The organism is Janthinobacterium sp. DSP2-3-3 (assembly GCF_049897325.1).
Classification (GTDB): Bacteria; Pseudomonadota; Gammaproteobacteria; order Burkholderiales; family Burkholderiaceae_D; genus Janthinobacterium.
The window spans coordinates 59,896-75,904 of the sequence record NZ_JAFCWA010000004.1; the positions used below are offsets into that span (position 1 = coordinate 59,896).

Below are 16,009 nucleotides of genomic sequence, written 5' to 3' on the forward strand. Positions count from 1 at the left end.
GCATGAGCACAACAAACAATCCACTGGCGCCAAGCGCCGCCCTGGTCGCCTCCGTGGCGCAGAAGAACGCGGCGCCGCAGGTGTATGACACGGCCGCCATCCAGCAAATGGACTCGGCCCACTACCTGCATCCATTCACCGACTTCCAGGACCTGGCAAGCAAGGGCGCCAGGGTGATGGTGCGCGGCGACGGCGTCTACCTGTGGGATAGCCAGGGCAAGAAAATCGTCGATGGCATGTCTGGCCTGTGGTGCGTGAACGTGGGCTACGGCCGCACCTCGATTTCGCAAGCCGTGTACAAGCAGATGGAAACGCTGCCCTTCTATAACAGCTTCTTTGGCACGACGAACGTGCCAGCCGCGCAGCTGGCGGCCAAGCTGGCGCAAATCTCGCCGCCGCAGTTCCAGCATGTGTTCTTCACCAGTTCCGGCTCCGAAGGCAACGATACGAATTTGCGCATGGTGCGCCGCTACTGGGACATCCTCGGCTACCAGGAGCGCCATACCATCATCAGCCGCCACAATGCGTATCACGGCAGCACGGTGGCGGGAGCGTCGCTGGGCGGCATGGATGGCATGCATGCGCAGGGCGGTATGCCGATACCGGGCATCGCGCATATCGGCCAGCCGAATTACCTGGAGTCGGGTCATGGATTGACGCCCCAGGAATTCGGTGTAAAAGCAGCCGGCTGGCTGGAAGACAAAATTCTAGAAATCGGCGCCGACAAGGTGGCCGCCTTCATCGGCGAGCCGGTGCAGGGCGCGGGCGGTGTGATCATCCCCCCAAGTACCTACTGGCCTGAAATACAGCGCATCTGCGACAAGTACGGCATCTTGCTCATCGCCGATGAAGTCATCTGCGGCTTTGGCCGCCTGGGGCGCTGGTTTGGCTCCGAACTGTTCGGCATCAAGCCCGACCTGATCACCTTTGCCAAGGGCGTCACGTCCGGCTATGTGCCCCTGGGCGGCGTGCTGGTGGGCGACAGGGTGGCCAAGGTGCTGATCGAGCAGGGCGGCGAATTCACGCACGGCTTCACGTATTCGGGCCATCCGGTGGCCTGCGCGGCGGCGCTGGAAAACATCCGCATCATCGAGGAAGAGCAACTGGTGGCAAAGGTGGCCGAGGATACGGGCCCCTACCTGAAACAGTGCTTCGCCAGCCTTGGCGAACATCCGCTGGTCGGCTACGCGGACAGCTGCGGCCTGGTCGCGGGCCTGAACCTGGTGCGCAAGAAGGGGGCCACCGTGCATGAGAACGAGCTGTTCGACGAGAACCAGGGTGTGGGCATGCTCTGCCGCGGCCACATGTTCGACAACGGCGTCATCATGCGTGCCGTGGGCGAGCGCATGATCGTCGCCCCGCCGCTGGTCATGACGCGCGCGCAGATCGATGAAATGGTGACGTTGATACGCCTGTGTTTGGACAAGACCTATGCGCAGGTGAAGGCGAAGGGCTGGGTGTAGGTTTTTGCCCCATTTTGCCGCCATCTGCGCAATTTTTGGACCGCGATGGCGGCAGTTCCGCTAAACTTCTATCTTGGCCGCCACTACAGCGGCCAGTTTTTCATTTTGACACCCTCGACCAAAGTACCCACACATGACGATAGCAATACCTGCCGCGTCGGCCAGCGACGCCCAAGCGCCTTTCTTGCTGATTGATCAATTGGTCAAGGAATTCGATGGCGTGCGCGCCGTCGATGCGATTTCCGTGACGATCAACAAGGGCGAGATTTTCGCCCTGCTCGGCAGTTCAGGTTGCGGCAAGTCGACCCTGCTGCGCATGCTGGCCGGTTTCGAGACGCCGACCTCGGGGCGCATTGCTCTGGCGGGCAACAGCATCGTCGATGTGCCGCCGCACCAGCGGCCCATCAACATGATGTTCCAGTCGTACGCGCTGTTCCCGCACCTGTCCGTGTGGGATAACATCGCCTTCGGCCTGCGCCGCGACGGCTTGCCGAAAGCGGAAGTGGCGGCGAGGGTCGAGCAGATGCTGGCGCTGGTGCAGCTGGGCCAATACGCGAAGCGCAAGCCGCATCAACTGTCGGGCGGCCAGCAGCAGCGCGTGGCGCTGGCGCGCAGCCTGGCCAAGCGCCCGCAATTGCTGCTGCTCGACGAGCCGCTGGGCGCGCTCGACAAGAAACTGCGTGAACGCACGCAGATGGAACTGGTGAACATCATCGAACAGGTGGGCGTCACCTGCGTGATGGTCACGCACGACCAGGATGAAGCGATGAGCATGGCCACGCGCATCGCCGTCATGAGCGAAGGGCGCATCCTGCAAGTGGGCGCGCCTGGCGAAATCTACGAAACGCCGAATTGCCGCTTTGTGGCCGACTTCATCGGCAGCGTCAACCTGTTCGACGGGCACATCACGCAGGACGAACCCGATCACGTGGTGATCGCCACCGCCGATGGCGAGCACTATGTCTCGCACGGTATCACGGGCAACCTGGGCATGGATGTCTCGGTGGCCGTGCGCCCCGAAAAAATCGGCATCCAGATTGAGCCACCCGCTTTGGAAGAGCGCGCGTCGCCAGCGGAGCATGGCTACAACTGCGCCCAGGGCGTGATCGTCGCCATGGCGTATTTTGGCAATGAAACCAGTTACCATGTGCGCCTCGACAGCGGCGCGGTGGTGAAAGTCTCGCGCACCAACGCGGCCCGCCACGACGCCGCGCGCCTCGAGCGCGAGCAGCGCGTGTGGGTCTGGTGGGATGGCGCCGACATCGTCGTGCTGACCAGCTGAGGCCATCATGACGTCCCTCTTGCAATCGCTGCGTAACCTTGTCACCCTGCGCTGGATAACGGGGAGAAATGCGGCCCGCAACGCCGTCATCGCCGTGCCTTCCTTGTTCCTGACAGCCGCCTTCCTCGTGCCTTTCCTGATCGTGCTGCGCATCAGCCTGTCCGACATGGACACGGCGGGCAGCCCCTTTGGCGGCTTGCTGTCGTATGTCGACGGCATCGTCGTGCTGAAGGTCAAAATCGCCAATTACCTGTTCATCGCCGCCGATGAACTGTATTTGCTCACCTATCTCAGTTCCTTGAAATATGCGGCGATTACCACGGCCATCTGTCTGTTCATCGGCTACCCGTTCGCCTACTTCATGGCGCGCGCCAGGCCGTCCATCCGGCCCGTGCTGATGATGCTGGTAATGCTGCCGTTCTGGACCTCGTTCCTGCTGCGCGTGTATGCGTGGAAGGGCATCCTGGCCAACCACGGCTTGCTCAACGATTTGCTGATCGCGCTGGGCATCGTGCAGGAACCGCTGCACATGATGAACACCTCGTTTTCGCTGGTGGTCGGCATGGTGTACGCCTATCTGCCCTTCATGATATTGCCTCTGTATGCCAACCTGGTAAAGATGGACATGCGCTACCTGGAAGCGGCGGCCGATCTGGGCGCCACGCCTTTGCAGGCATTCTGGCGCATCACGGTGCCCCTGTCGAAGTCGGGCATCATCGCCGGCGCCATGCTGGTGTTCATTCCGTCCGTGGGTGAATATGTGATTCCCGAGCTGCTGGGCGGCCCGGAAACGCTGATGATCGGCCGTGTGCTATGGGATGAATATTTCACGAATAACGACTGGGCCATGGCGTCGTCGGTGACGGTACTGGTGGTCTTGCTGATCCTCGTGCCGATGGCCATTTTTAACAAATACAAGACCGACCAGGACGCGGAGGAGCGCACATGAACGGACGTACCTTCCTGCAGCGCTGGTTCGGGCGCGGCTGGCTCTCGCTGGGCTATTTGTTCCTGTACCTGCCCATCATCGTGCTGATCGTCTTTTCGTTCAACAGCTCGCGCCAGGACATGGTGTGGAGCGGTTTTTCGCTGCGCTGGTACAGCGAGTTGATGAGCGATACGGAAATCATCTCGGGTTTTGGTTTGTCCCTGAAGATCGCCTTCATGTCGGCCACCTCGTCCGTCATCCTCGGCACCTTCGCCGCCTTCGCGCTGACCAATTACCAGCGTTTCCGCGGCCGCACCCTATTTTCATCCATGGTCAGCGCGCCTTTGGTGATGCCGGAAGTGATCATCGGCCTCTCCTTGCTGCTGATGCTGGTGTCCATGCAAAAGGTCTTTGGTTTTCCCGAGCGGGGCGTGCTGACCATCTGGCTGGGGCATACCCTGCTGGGCATGGCGTATGCGGCCGTGGTGGTGCAGTCGCGCCTGCAGGAAATGAGTAAATCGTTGGCCGAAGCGGCGATGGACCTGGGCTGCCGCGCGCACCAGGTCTTCTTCCTCGTGACGCTACCCAACATCACGCAGGCCCTGGCCTCGGCCTGGCTGCTGACATTTACTCTGTCGCTGGACGACGTGGTGATGTCGGCCTTTTTGTCCGGCCCCGGTTCGACGACCATGCCGCTGGTGATCTTCTCGCGCGCGCGCCTGGGGCTCGACCCGCGCGTGAATGCCATCGCCGCGCTGACCATCCTGGTGGTGACGCTCGCCGTGATCGCGTATGCCGTGTTGCTGGCGCGCGCCGACCGGAAACGCCGCAAGCAGATGTCTGCGGCCTATTCGCCAGACTAGGAGTAAGCTGGCGTTTTCACCTTGCAGGAGACGACCATGACGGAAAACACCAACTGGCATGCGCGGGCCGCAGCGCTCACGATCGATGGACGCGCCCTCATCAACGGCGAGCGCGCCTGGGCCAGGTCCGGCCAGACTTTCGACAATTTGTCGCCCATTGATGGGCGCTTGCTGGGGCAAGTGGCCCGCTGCGATGGCGTGGATGTGGACACGGCCGTGCTGGCCGCGCGCGCCGCCTTTGAGGACCGCCGCTGGGCCGGTAAATCGCCCGCGCAGCGCAAGCGGATATTGATCAAGTTCGCCGATCTGGTGCAGCAATACGGTCCCGAGCTGGCCTTGCTGGAAACCCTGGACATGGGTAAGCCGATCAAGTACAGCCAGAGCGTGGACGTGGGCGCCACCGCCAACTGCCTGCGCTGGTATGGCGAGGCGATCGACAAGGTCTACGATGAAATCGCACCGACTCCCGCCAACAGCCTGGCCCTGATCACGCGCGAGCCGGTCGGCGTCGTCGCCGCCATCGTGCCGTGGAATTACCCGATGATCATGGCCGCGTGGAAGATCGCGCCCGCTCTCGCGGCCGGCAACAGCGTGATATTGAAACCGTCGGAAAAATCGCCGCTGACGGCCCTGCGCCTGGCCGACATCGCGCTGGAAGCGGGCGTGCCGCCGGGCGTCTTCAACGTGCTGCCAGGTTACGGCAACGAAGCTGGCGCCGCGCTGGCGCTGCACATGGATGTCGATTGCATCGGCTTTACGGGTTCCACGCGCACGGGCAAGTTGATCGTGCAGATGGCGGGCCAGTCGAACCTGAAGCGGGCGTGGACGGAATTGGGTGGCAAGTCCGCCAACATCGTCTGCGCCGATTGCCCGGACCTGGACAAGGCCGTGGCGGCCGCCGTCGGTTCCATCTTCTTCAACCAGGGCGAAAGCTGCAACGCGCCCTCGCGTCTGTTCGTGGAAGAATCGATCAAGCAGGAATTCCTGGCCAAAGCGCTGGCCATGCTGCCGCGCTTCCAGCCCGGTGACCCGCTCGACGAAGCCACCGTCATGGGCGCCATCGTCGATGCCACGCAGATGAACACGGTGATGGCCTATATCGCGGCCGGCAAGAGCGAAGGCGCACAGCTGCTCGGCGGAGGCGAAGCCGTGCGCGCGCAGACGGGCGGCTATTATGTGCAGCCGACCATCTTCGGCGTGGACGCCGACATGACGATAGCGCGCGAAGAGATCTTTGGGCCTGTCTTGTCCGTGCTGGGCTTCACGGACCTTGCCGACGCCGTGAAACAGGCCAACGCCACGCCGTACGGCTTGCAGGCAGCCGTGTGGACGTCCGACATTAGCAAGGCGATCCAGACGGCGCGCGCCCTGCGCGCCGGCACCGTGCACGTCAACCAGTACGATGGCGACGACATCACCGTGCCGTTCGGCGGCTACAAGCAGTCGGGCAACGGGCGCGACAAGTCATTGCACGCGTTAGACAAGTACACGGAGCTGAAGACGACGTGGATACAGGTGGGATAAAACGAAGCGCTGTCGGCCTGGCGCTCTGCGCGCAAGCCGACAGGCAGAACGACATCAGAAGCAGTGTTCCAGCGCCGGGAAGCTGCCATCCTTGACGGCTTTCACAAAGCCGGTGACGGCATCGTCGATGCTGGCCGCGCCTTCCATGAAGTTGCGCACGAAGCGCGCCTTGCGGCCTGGGAACACGCCCAGCATGTCGTGCATGACGAGGACCTGGCCCGAGCAGTCGGGACCGGCGCCGATGCCGATGGTGGGTATCGTCAGCATGTCGGTCACTTCCTTGCCCAGTTGCGACGGCATGGCTTCCATCAGCACGATGGCGGCGCCCGCGTTTTGCAGCACCAGTGCGTCGTTTTTCAGCTGTGCAGCGCTTTCCGTGCTCTTGCCCTGCACTTTATAACCGCCCAGCTGGTGCACCGATTGCGGCGTCAAGCCGATGTGGGCGCAGATGGGGATGCCGCGCTCGGTGAGGAAACGGACGGTCTCGGCCAGCCAGGCACCGCCTTCGATCTTGACCATGTGCGCGCCTGCCTGCATCAGGATGACTGCATTTGCGTAGGCCGTTTCGGGCGTGCCATACGCACCGAACGGGAGGTCGGACATGATCATGGCCGACTTGGCGCCGCGCGCCACGGACGCCGTGTGGTAAGCCAGTTCGGCCATGGTGACGGGCAGGGTGGAGTTGTGGCCATTGCAGACCATGCCGAGCGAATCGCCGATCAGCAGGATCTCGACGCCGCAGCGGTCCATCAGCGACGCGAAACTGGCGTCATAGCAGGTCAGCATGGAGATCTTTTCACGGGCGGCGCGCAGCGTGGCCAGCGTGTGGATGGTCACGGCCTTGTTGGCGACAGGCTTGGATGGCGCCGGCGCCGGTGTGGCGGCCTTGTCTTTTGCGGCCAGATCTGTTCCTTGCAAATAAGCGGACATAGGTATTCTCTAGAGTGAAAGGGGGGTGATGCGATTGCGACGCCGCTAGTGTAGTACTTTATGCGGCGTGCTGCAGGAGCGGCATTGTAGAGGATGGGAGCGAGATGGGGCAGAGCTGGGGTCAGAGCTGGCTGATGGCCTGGTCAGCGACGCTTGCCAGGTAGTCCTGCGCCGGCCCGAGTCCGGGCACGACGATGGCGGGCGCCAGGGCCAGCAGCGGTATCAGCACGAAGGCCCGTTCTGTCAGGCGCGGATGCGGTACCGTCAAGGTAGGGCTGGCGATCTGTTCATCGCCGTACAGCAGCAAGTCCAGGTCCAGCGTGCGCGGGGCGTTGCGGTAGGGCCGTTCGCGCCCATGCGCCGCCTCGATGGCGTGCAGAGCCTGCAGCAGTTCTTCGGCCGGCAAGGTGGTCGTGATGCGCGCCACCGCGTTGATGTAGTCGTCACCGCTCGAGGCTATGGGCGCCGTGCGGTAGCTGGCCGATGCGTCCAGCAAGCTGGCGCCGGGCAGGCGCGCCAGGCGCGCAATGGCATCCTGCACATTCGCGCGCGCGTCGCCCAGGTTCGCCCCGATGCCGATGTAAGCGATCACTTGCTGCATGGCTGCGTTCAATCCTCGCCGGTGCTGCCGCTGGTGCTGCCCGTGCCGTTGCCAGTCTTGCTGCGCGTGCTGCGGCGTGGCGGGCGTTTTTTCTTGGCGGCGCCCGGTGCCGCATTGGCGCTGACGAGCAACGCTTCGCGCGTTTCCTCGTCGCCCTCGTAGAAGGCTGTCCACCACTCGCCGATCTCGGTATCGATCTCGCCCGAGGCGCAGCGCAGCAGCAGAAAGTCGTAGCCGGCGCGGAAGCGCAGGTGTTCCAGCAGTTTATGCGGCGCCTTGCCCACGCGGCGCTCGAAGCGCGGTTGCATCGACCAGATGTCGCGCATGTCGGAGCCGATCTTGCGCTGCAGGGCCAGCTTTTCCGTTTGCGAGTCGAGCACGTCGTCGGCCGCCAGGTGCAGCGCGGGGATGGTCGACTCGCCGGCGGCGCGGTAGGCCGTCCATTTTTCCAACACCTGGTGCCACAGCAGCGAGGCAAACAGAAAGCCCGGCGAGACGGTCTTGCCGGCGGCGATGCGTTGATCCGTGGCATCCAGCGCCAGGGTGACGAATTTCGCGCCCAGCGGCTGTTCCAGCACTACGTCGAGCAGCGGCAGCAAGCCGTGATGCAAGCCTTCCTTGCGCAGCTGCTGCAGGCAGGCCAGCGCGTGGCCGCTCATCAGAAGTTTCAGCATTTCGTCGAACACGCGCGGCGCGGGCACGTTGTTGATCAGCGGCGCCATGATGGGAATCGGCGCGGCCGTGTGCGGCTCGATGGTGAATTTCAGCTTGGCGGCAAAGCGCACCACGCGCAGCATGCGCACGGGGTCTTCGCGGTAGCGCTCTTCCGGCTTGCCAATCATGCGCAGGGTCTTGGCGCGGATGTCTTCCACACCGCCATGGTAATCCAGCACTTCCTGCGTGGCCGGGTTGTAGTACATGGCGTTGATGGTGAAGTCGCGGCGCAGCGCATCTTCGTGCTGCAAGCCAAAGGTATTGTCGCGCAGGACGCGGCCATGTTCATCCTTGGGCGCGGAGTCGGCACCGGCGCCGCGGAAGGTCGTCACTTCCAGCAAATCCTGGCCGAACATCACGTGCACGATCTGGAAGCGCTTGCCGATGATGAAGGCGCGGCGGAACAATCGTTTGACCTGTTCCGGCGTGGCGTTGGTGGCGATATCGAAGTCTTTCGGCTTCACGCCCAGCAGCAGGTCGCGCACGGCGCCGCCGACGACAAAGGCTTCGAAACCCGCTTCCTGCAGGCTGCTGGTGACGCGGATGGCATTCGACGACACCAGTTTCGGGTCGATTCCGTGTTGCGCAGGACCGAGCACGATGGCTGCCGTGGTGTCGCGCGCTGCCTCTTTTTTAACGCCGAGGATCTTGCGGATGAATTTTTTAATCATTGAATAAGTGGAGTGATGGCCAGCCGTGGAGGGATGCGTGTGCGCTCAAAGCGGTGTTGGGGTTGGTCGCTACAGGGTGGGTAACGACCGACAGCAAGGGAATGTCGTTGTGTGAATCGCTGTAAAAATAGCTGCGCTCGAACTGCCCCAGCTCCTTGCCCATCTTTTCCAGCCAGGCGTGGGTGTGGGTCAGCTTGCCCGCGCCCAGGGTCGGCGTGCCCAGCAGCTTGCCCGTGACATTGCCTTTGGCGTCGTATTCGGGCATGGCGGCCAGCAGGTGCTCGACACCCAGCGCATCGGCGATGGGCTTGGTGATGAAATGGTTGGTGGCCGTGACGATGGCCAGCAAATCGCCCGCATCCTGGTGCTGCTTCAGCAAGGCCACGACTTCCGGGCGGATTGCGGGCAAGACCACTTCGGCCATGAATTGCTGGTGCAGCGCTTCCAGGCGTTCGCGCGGGAACTGCGCCAGCGTGCCGAGGGAAAACTCCAGGTATTCCACCGGATCGAGCGTGCCGGCCTGGTATTGCGCGAAAAATTCGTCGTTGCGGCGGGTGAATTCGGCGGCGTCCACGGCACCGATGCGTACCAGGAATTCGCCCCACTCGTGATCCGAGTCGATGGGCAGCAGGGTGTGGTCGAGGTCAAACAGGGCCAGATTCATCATTCTTTCGCTTCCGCCTGCAGCAACTCGCGCAACAATGGCAAGGTGATCGGGCGTTGGGTTTCAAGGGAGTAGAGGTCGAGAGAGTCCAGCATCGTCGACAGCGAACGCATGTCGCGCCGGAAATGGGACAGCAGATAGGGTAACACGCCCGGCGATAAGGTCAAGCCGCGGGTGGTGGCCGCCTGGGTCAGGGCGGCGATTTTTTCATCGTCGGTCAAGCCGTGGATTTGATAGATCAGACCCCAGCCCATGCGTGTGCGCAAGTCTTCGCGCACGGGCAACACGGCCGGCGGCACGGCGCCGCTGCACACCATGTAGGCCTTGTTGGCGCGGATTTCATTGAACAAGGCAAAGGCATCGATCTGCGCCAGCGGCGACAGCTTTTCGCAATCGTCGAGCAGGTACAAATCCACGTCAGGCGAATACACGAATTCGGACTCGATCGAGAATGGCGAAATATAGCGCGCGCGCTCAGTGCTGGCCAGGGCCTTGAGCAGATGGCTCTTGCCGGCGGCCAGTTCGCCCCACAGGTAGGCAAAATGTTCGCGCGAGGTGCGCGCGGCGAACTGGCGCATCAGCTGCGCCACTTCGGCATTCTGTCCCACCTCGAAGGTATCGAGGCTGTGCGCCTGGTCTGTGCCTAAATCGAGCACCAGTTGTTTCATGGCGTACGCCTTGTCCTGTTTTTCATTACTGCGTATGCGTCGTCGTCGCTATTGTTAGTTTGTTGTTAGTTTCACATTGTAGCCGTATCGGGTACCCTATCATGCATTATAGAAGGTGCTGGACAGGTAGTGGCGTCTTAGATGCTTAAAAGCGACCATCAGGACGGCAGAAGCGGGTAAAGCGAGCAAAACGCCGACGAAACCAAACAATTGCCCGAAAGCCAATAAGGCGAAGATCACTGCCAGCGGGTTCAGGCCGATGCGCTCGCCCACCAGGCGCGGCGTGAGGAAAAAGCCCTCGATGACCTGGCCGCAGCCATAGATGACGGCCACGGCGATCACGCCGCTCCAGTCGGCAAATTGCAGCAGGGCGGCGATCAGCGCCAGCATCAGCCCCAGGCCGAAGCCCAGGTAGGGGATGAACACCAGCAAGCCCGTGATGATGCCGACAGGCAATGCCACTTCAAAACCGGCGATGGCCAGCGCCACCGAGTAATACGTGGCCAGCACCAGCATGACGAGCAACTGGCCGCGCAGGTATTGCGCCAGCAGGGTATCGACTTCCTGCGCCATGCCCACCGTGCGACCCACCCAGCGGCGCGGCACGGTGCCGGCGATGCGCGCCAGCATCGGATGCCAGTCCAGCAACAGGTAGAACAGCACCACGGGAATCAGCACCACGGTGGCCAGCCAGCCCAGCACGGCCGTGCCGCCGATGCGTGCCGAAGCCAGCACGGTGCTCCAGATTTCATCGCCGCTGGTGGCCATTTGCTGGCTCAGCATGCGTTTGATGCCCGTGCCATCAAGACGCACGCGGATGCCCAGGTCGCGCAGTTTTGGCGCCAGGAAGTCGTTCGCCTTGCTCAGGAACTGCGGGATTTGCGCCTGCAGCAAGGGAATTTCCTTTTGCAATACCGGCACGACAATCAGCACCAGCGCCGTAATGGCGAGGAAAAACAACACCACGACGACCAGCACGGCCAGCGGACGGGGCACGTAAAAGCGCTTGTAATGCAGGCGTTGCAATCGGTCCACGCCGGGATTGAGCACATAGGCGAGGATGGCGGCGGCCAGGAAGGGCGTCAGGATGGGGCCGAGGCTGACGAGCAGCAGCAAGAATGCCAGCCAGACCGCGATCCAAAATGCTGTTTGCTTCTGTTCTGCGGTGATGGCGAATGGCATGTAGTTTGTGCTGTTGCGTTAAAAAAAGGCAGTTAATTACGAAATTGCGGGGCAGTTTGATAAAATAGCGACTTGATCGACCGAATTCACCCGCTGGCGCCCTGGCGCACGATGTTGAAAAACATACTTGCGCGCGCGTGCCGGCGGGTATCCGCCTTCTATTTTACCGCCTCCGCTGCCACCACACCATGAACCAGACTTCTAATGTTTCCCTTTCCTACCGTGACGCTGGCGTCGATATCGACGCAGGTGACGCTTTAGTCGAAGCAATCAAGCCGTTTGCCAAGCGCACCCTGCGCGAAGGCGTGATGGGCGGCCTGGGCGGTTTTGGCGCCATGTTTGAAATCAGCAAGAAGTACAAGGAACCTGTGCTGGTCTCGGGCACCGACGGCGTGGGCACCAAATTGCGCCTGGCGTTCGAACTGAACCGCCATGACACGGTCGGCATCGACCTGGTCGCCATGAGCGTCAACGACATCCTGGTGCAAGGCGCCGAGCCGTTGTTCTTCCTCGACTACTTCGCTTGCGGCAAGCTGGACGTGGCCATCGCCACCGACGTCATCAAGGGCATCGCCCAGGGTTGCGAACAAGCGGGCTGCGCGCTGATCGGCGGCGAAACGGCGGAAATGCCGAGCATGTACCCGGCCGGCGAATACGACTTGGCAGGTTTTGCCGTCGGCGCCGTGGAAAAATCGAAAATCATCGACGGCACCAAGATTGCCCCGGGCGACGTGGTGCTGGGCCTGGCCTCGTCGGGCGTGCACTCGAACGGTTATTCGTTGGTGCGCAAGATCATCGAAGTGGCGAAACCGGACCTGGAAGGCGACTTCCATGGCCGCAAGCTGGCCGACGTGCTGATGCAGCCGACGCGCATCTACGTCAAGCCGCTGCTGGCGCTGATGGACGCAATGGAAGTCAAAGGCATGGTGCACATCACCGGTGGCGGCCTGGTGGAAAACATCCCGCGCGTGCTGCAGCCTGGCCTGGTGGCCGAGCTGGATTCGAAGGCATGGACCATGCCGCCGCTGTTCACGTGGCTGCAACAGCACGGCGGCGTGGCTGACGCCGAGATGCACCGCGTCTTCAACTGCGGCATCGGCATGACCGTCATCGTCTCGCAGGAAAACGCGGAAGCCGCCATCGCCCAGTTGCAAGCGGCCGGTGAAAGCGTCTCGCGCATCGGCACCATCCGCGCGCGTAACGGCGACGAGCACCAGACCATCGTGATCTAAGTTTTAGCACGCATAGAAAAGGCAGGCACTTGCGAGAGGCCTGCCTTTTTTAACGCCCGGATGTCGCCTAGCGCGCGTGCGCCGGCTTCATGCGGCCGTCCGGCTGCGAGCCGCCCCTGCCGATCATGGCCACGCTGACGGCCGAGACGAGGGAGGCGAACAGGATGTAGCCGACGATGTGCCACGGCTCGCCCTTGCCCGTCTTGAGCAGGTAGGTGGCGATGATGGGCGTCAGGCCGCTGGCGAAGATGCCGGAGAACTGGTACACGAAGGAGATGCCCGTGTAGCGCACCTTGGCGTCGAACAGGTCGCAGAACAGGGCCGCTTCCGGGCCGTACACGGCTGAATACAGCACGCCCAGCGGGATGATCACGGAACACCACAACAGCAGCGGATTGTCGGCGTGATGGAGCATGATCCAGAAGGCGGGAATCGACGACACGCCCGTGATCAGCGAACCCCAGAAAAATACCTTGCTGCGGCCGATGCGGTCCGACAGCCGGCCGAAGAAGGGGATGCAAAAGCACATCACGACAGCCGCCGCCATCACGCCCATCAGCGCTTCCGTGCGATCTATCTTGATGGTGTTGGTCAGATAAGTGATGGAAAACACGCCGAAGATATTGAAGAATACGCCGTCGATATAGCGCGCGCCCATGCCCTTCAAGACGTTGCCCGGATAGCGTTTCAAGAGATCGAAGAACGGAATCTGCGTCTCCGCGTTTTTCTCTTTCACAGCTTGGAATTCCGGCGTCTCCATCACGTTCAGGCGTATCCACATGCCGATGAAGACGAGGGCGGCCGACAGGATGAAGGCGACGCGCCAGCCCCAGGACAGGAATTGCGCATCGCTCAAGCTGTACGAGAGCATCGCCACCACGCCGGACGCGAGGCACAGGCCAATGGCCAGGCCGATCTGCGGCAGGCTGGCATAGAAGCCGCGCTCTTTCGGCGGCGCATATTCATACGCCATCAGCACGGCGCCACCCCATTCGCCACCGAGGCCGATGCCCTGCAGCACGCGCAGGAACAGCAGCAGGCCGGGCGCCCAGTAGTCGATGTGCTCATAGGTGGGCAGCACGCCGATCAGGAAGGTGGAAATGCCCATGATCATCAGGGTCATCACCAGCATGCTCTTGCGGCCGATCTTGTCGCCGAAGTGGCCGAAGATCACGCCGCCGATGGGGCGCGACAAAAAACCCACGGCGAAGGTGCCGTAGGCCAGCATGGTCGAGACGAGCGGATCGCCTCCCGGGAAATACAGCTTGCTGAATACGATGCCGGCGACCACGCCGTACAGGAAGAAGTCATACCATTCGATGGTGGCGCCGATCACGCTGGCCATCACGACTTTCCGTAGCTCTTTGGCTTTTTTCGGATTGCTCGGATTGTTATCCATAATATCTAGTCTCCAATCGATATCGATTATGTGTTTTTTTCTGGTGCTTGGCTTGTCGCCATTAAATGGAGGCGGGGCCGTCTGCCCGCCGCTGGCATCCTCCTTGCAGGGAATGGGATGGGTGGGTCAAGCCGCTTGCGGCAGGCGCACGGCATCCATCAGGATCATGTCGGCCGCTTTTTCGGCGATCATGATGGTGGGGGCGTTCGTATTGCCCGAGACGATTTCCGGCATGATCGACGCATCGACCACGCGCAGGTTCTGCATGCCGTGCACGCGCAGGCGCTCATCGACGACGGCCATGGCGTCATGCCCCATCTTGCAAGTGCCGCTGGGGTGGTAGATCGACTGGCTGAAGCGCCGCGCCGCGTCCAGGAGCTGCGCATCCGTCTCGAACTGCGGGCCGGGCACGAACTCGGAAATGATGTGCGGCGCCAGCGACGGCGCGGCGGCGATCCGGCGCGCCACGCGCAGGGCGGCGATCGCCGTCTGCTGGTCGCGCGGGTCGGACAGGTAGTTCGGATGAATGCCCGGATAGACCAGGGGATCGGCGGACTTGATCGACACGTGGCCGCGACTGTACGGGCGCAGCTGGCACACGGACGACGTGAAGGCGGAAAACGGATGCGCGCCTTCGCCCGGCTTGTCGGCGCTTAGTGGCTGCATGTGGAATTGGATGTCGGGCCGCTCCACTTCGGGCGAGGATTTGGTAAACACCGTCACCTGGCTGGCCGCCAACGTCAAAGGTCCGGAGCGGGAAAACACATATTGCATGCCCACCCACAGCTTGCCCCACAGGCTGTTGACTTCATCGTTCAGGGTTTTCAGGCGCGTCTTGAAGACCAGGCGGATTTGCAGGTGGTCTTGCAGGTTCTGCCCCACGCCGGGCAAGTCGTGTACCAGCGGCACACCTACATCGGCGAGCAGCGCGCGCGGACCGACGCCCGAGCATTGCAGGATGTGCGGCGAGCCGATGGCGCCTGCGCATAAAATCACTTCGCCGCTGGCGCGCGCCTGGCGCAGCTGGCCATCCTGCCGGTATTCGATGCCGACGGCGCGCTTGCCTTCGAACAGTACGCGCGTGATTTGCGCGCGCACTTCCACGCGCAGGTTCGCGCGTTTGCGGGCCGGGCGCAAAAAGGCCTTCGCCGTGCTCCAGCGCAAGCCCTTGCTGGCTGTTTGCTGGAAGTAGCCGACGCCTTCCTGCGTGGCGCCGTTGTAATCGGCATTGAAGGGGATGCCGCTTTCCGTGGCGCCGGCGATGAAGTGTTCCGCGATGGGACGGCGCAGCCGCAGGTCCGACACTTTCAAGGGACCGCCCACGCCGTGGTAGTCGCTGGCACCGCGCTCCTGGTCTTCCGATTTCTTGAAATAGGGCAGCACCTCGGCATAGCTCCAGCCAGCATTGCCCAGTTCGGCCCAGCGGTCGTAATCTTCTTTCTGGCCGCGCACGTACAGCAAGCCGTTGAGCGAGCTGGAGCCGCCCAGTACCTTGCCGCGCGGCCATTGCAACTGGCGCCCGGCGATGCCGGCGTCCGCTTCCGTGCGGTAGCACCAGTCCAGCTTGGGATCGTGCATGGTCTTGAAATAGCCGACCGGCACGTGTATCCATGGATTGTTGTCCTTGCCGCCCGCTTCCAGCAGAAGCACTTTGTTGCTGCTGTCGTGCGACAGGCGGTTGGCCAGCACGCAGCCGGCGGAACCGGCGCCGACGACGATGTAATCGTAGTGTGTTTGTAACATTGCTGTTGTCTCCTGCGTTGCGGTATCGCGCCGCCTCGGCGGGCGTTTTTTGCGATACACTGATCTCTATTGATTATTTGTGGAACGTCTGGTTCCATTTATAAAAGACGTGCAGCACCGGGACAAGCGGAAACATCCGCATACG

The 16,009-nt window shown here is 62.3% G+C and carries 14 protein-coding genes; 6 read left to right on the top strand and 8 right to left on the bottom strand.

Annotated elements, in window-relative coordinates; genetic code table 11:
- Positions 1-2: 2 nt before the first annotated feature.
- The 5 genes from ACP7DE_RS09260 to ACP7DE_RS09280 all read left to right on the top strand — a co-directional run bounded on the left by ACP7DE_RS09260 (position 3) and on the right by ACP7DE_RS09280 (position 6,060).
- On the top strand, positions 3-1,463 hold the full coding sequence (locus ACP7DE_RS09260; protein WP_426071828.1) for an aspartate aminotransferase family protein: 1,461 nt from the start codon (positions 3-5) through the stop codon (positions 1,461-1,463).
- Between the two features lie 133 nt (positions 1,464-1,596).
- Positions 1,597-2,745, top strand: coding sequence for an ABC transporter ATP-binding protein (locus tag ACP7DE_RS09265; protein ID WP_426071829.1), 1,149 nt, complete (start codon positions 1,597-1,599; stop codon positions 2,743-2,745).
- 7 nt (positions 2,746-2,752) lie between these two features.
- Positions 2,753-3,694 (top strand): ABC transporter permease subunit, encoded by a 942-nt coding sequence (locus ACP7DE_RS09270; RefSeq protein ID WP_426071830.1) that lies wholly within the window; start codon positions 2,753-2,755, stop codon positions 3,692-3,694.
- Complete coding sequence (locus tag ACP7DE_RS09275; RefSeq protein WP_426071831.1) at positions 3,691-4,536, top strand: ABC transporter permease; 846 nt, start codon at positions 3,691-3,693, stop codon at positions 4,534-4,536. The genes ACP7DE_RS09270 and ACP7DE_RS09275 overlap by 4 nt, the downstream gene beginning before the upstream one ends.
- A gap of 36 nt (positions 4,537-4,572) precedes the next feature.
- Positions 4,573-6,060 (top strand): aldehyde dehydrogenase, encoded by a 1,488-nt coding sequence (locus ACP7DE_RS09280; protein ID WP_426071832.1) that lies wholly within the window; start codon positions 4,573-4,575, stop codon positions 6,058-6,060.
- Positions 6,061-6,114: 54 nt separating this feature from the next.
- On the opposite strand, the gene panB is transcribed toward ACP7DE_RS09280, so the two are convergent.
- From panB to ACP7DE_RS09310, 6 genes are all read right to left on the bottom strand, one after another.
- Positions 6,115-6,990, bottom strand: coding sequence for a 3-methyl-2-oxobutanoate hydroxymethyltransferase (panB, locus tag ACP7DE_RS09285; protein WP_426071833.1), 876 nt, complete (start codon positions 6,988-6,990; stop codon positions 6,115-6,117).
- A gap of 121 nt (positions 6,991-7,111) precedes the next feature.
- Positions 7,112-7,591 carry a 2-amino-4-hydroxy-6-hydroxymethyldihydropteridine diphosphokinase gene (gene folK / locus ACP7DE_RS09290; RefSeq protein ID WP_426071834.1) on the bottom strand — a complete coding sequence of 160 codons (480 nt, stop codon included), beginning with the start codon at positions 7,589-7,591 and terminating at the stop codon, positions 7,112-7,114.
- An 8-nt stretch (positions 7,592-7,599) separates the two neighbouring features.
- Positions 7,600-8,976: a polynucleotide adenylyltransferase PcnB gene (gene pcnB / locus ACP7DE_RS09295; protein ID WP_426071835.1), complete on the bottom strand. Its 1,377-nt coding sequence runs from the start codon at positions 8,974-8,976 to the stop codon at positions 7,600-7,602.
- Positions 8,969-9,640 (bottom strand): HAD family hydrolase, encoded by a 672-nt coding sequence (locus ACP7DE_RS09300; RefSeq protein ID WP_426072168.1) that lies wholly within the window; start codon positions 9,638-9,640, stop codon positions 8,969-8,971. The genes pcnB and ACP7DE_RS09300 overlap by 8 nt, the downstream gene beginning before the upstream one ends.
- A complete protein-coding gene (gene hda, locus ACP7DE_RS09305) occupies positions 9,640-10,308 on the bottom strand; it encodes a DnaA regulatory inactivator Hda (RefSeq protein WP_034788687.1) in 669 nt (222 codons plus the stop codon). The genes ACP7DE_RS09300 and hda overlap by 1 nt, the downstream gene beginning before the upstream one ends.
- Positions 10,309-10,407: 99 nt before the next feature.
- Positions 10,408-11,490, bottom strand: a complete 1,083-nt coding sequence (locus tag ACP7DE_RS09310) for an AI-2E family transporter (RefSeq protein ID WP_426071836.1) — start codon at positions 11,488-11,490, stop codon at positions 10,408-10,410.
- Positions 11,491-11,678: 188 nt separating this feature from the next.
- On the opposite strand from ACP7DE_RS09310, the gene purM reads away from it, so the two are divergent.
- Complete coding sequence (gene purM / locus ACP7DE_RS09315) at positions 11,679-12,722, top strand: phosphoribosylformylglycinamidine cyclo-ligase (RefSeq protein WP_426071837.1); 1,044 nt, start codon at positions 11,679-11,681, stop codon at positions 12,720-12,722.
- A 67-nt stretch (positions 12,723-12,789) separates the two neighbouring features.
- On the opposite strand, the gene ACP7DE_RS09320 is transcribed toward purM, so the two are convergent.
- Positions 12,790-14,121 (bottom strand): MFS transporter, encoded by a 1,332-nt coding sequence (locus tag ACP7DE_RS09320; RefSeq protein WP_426071838.1) that lies wholly within the window; start codon positions 14,119-14,121, stop codon positions 12,790-12,792.
- A 126-nt stretch (positions 14,122-14,247) separates the two neighbouring features.
- Complete coding sequence (locus ACP7DE_RS09325; RefSeq protein WP_426071839.1) at positions 14,248-15,864, bottom strand: GMC family oxidoreductase; 1,617 nt, start codon at positions 15,862-15,864, stop codon at positions 14,248-14,250.
- Positions 15,865-16,009 lie beyond the last annotated feature (145 nt).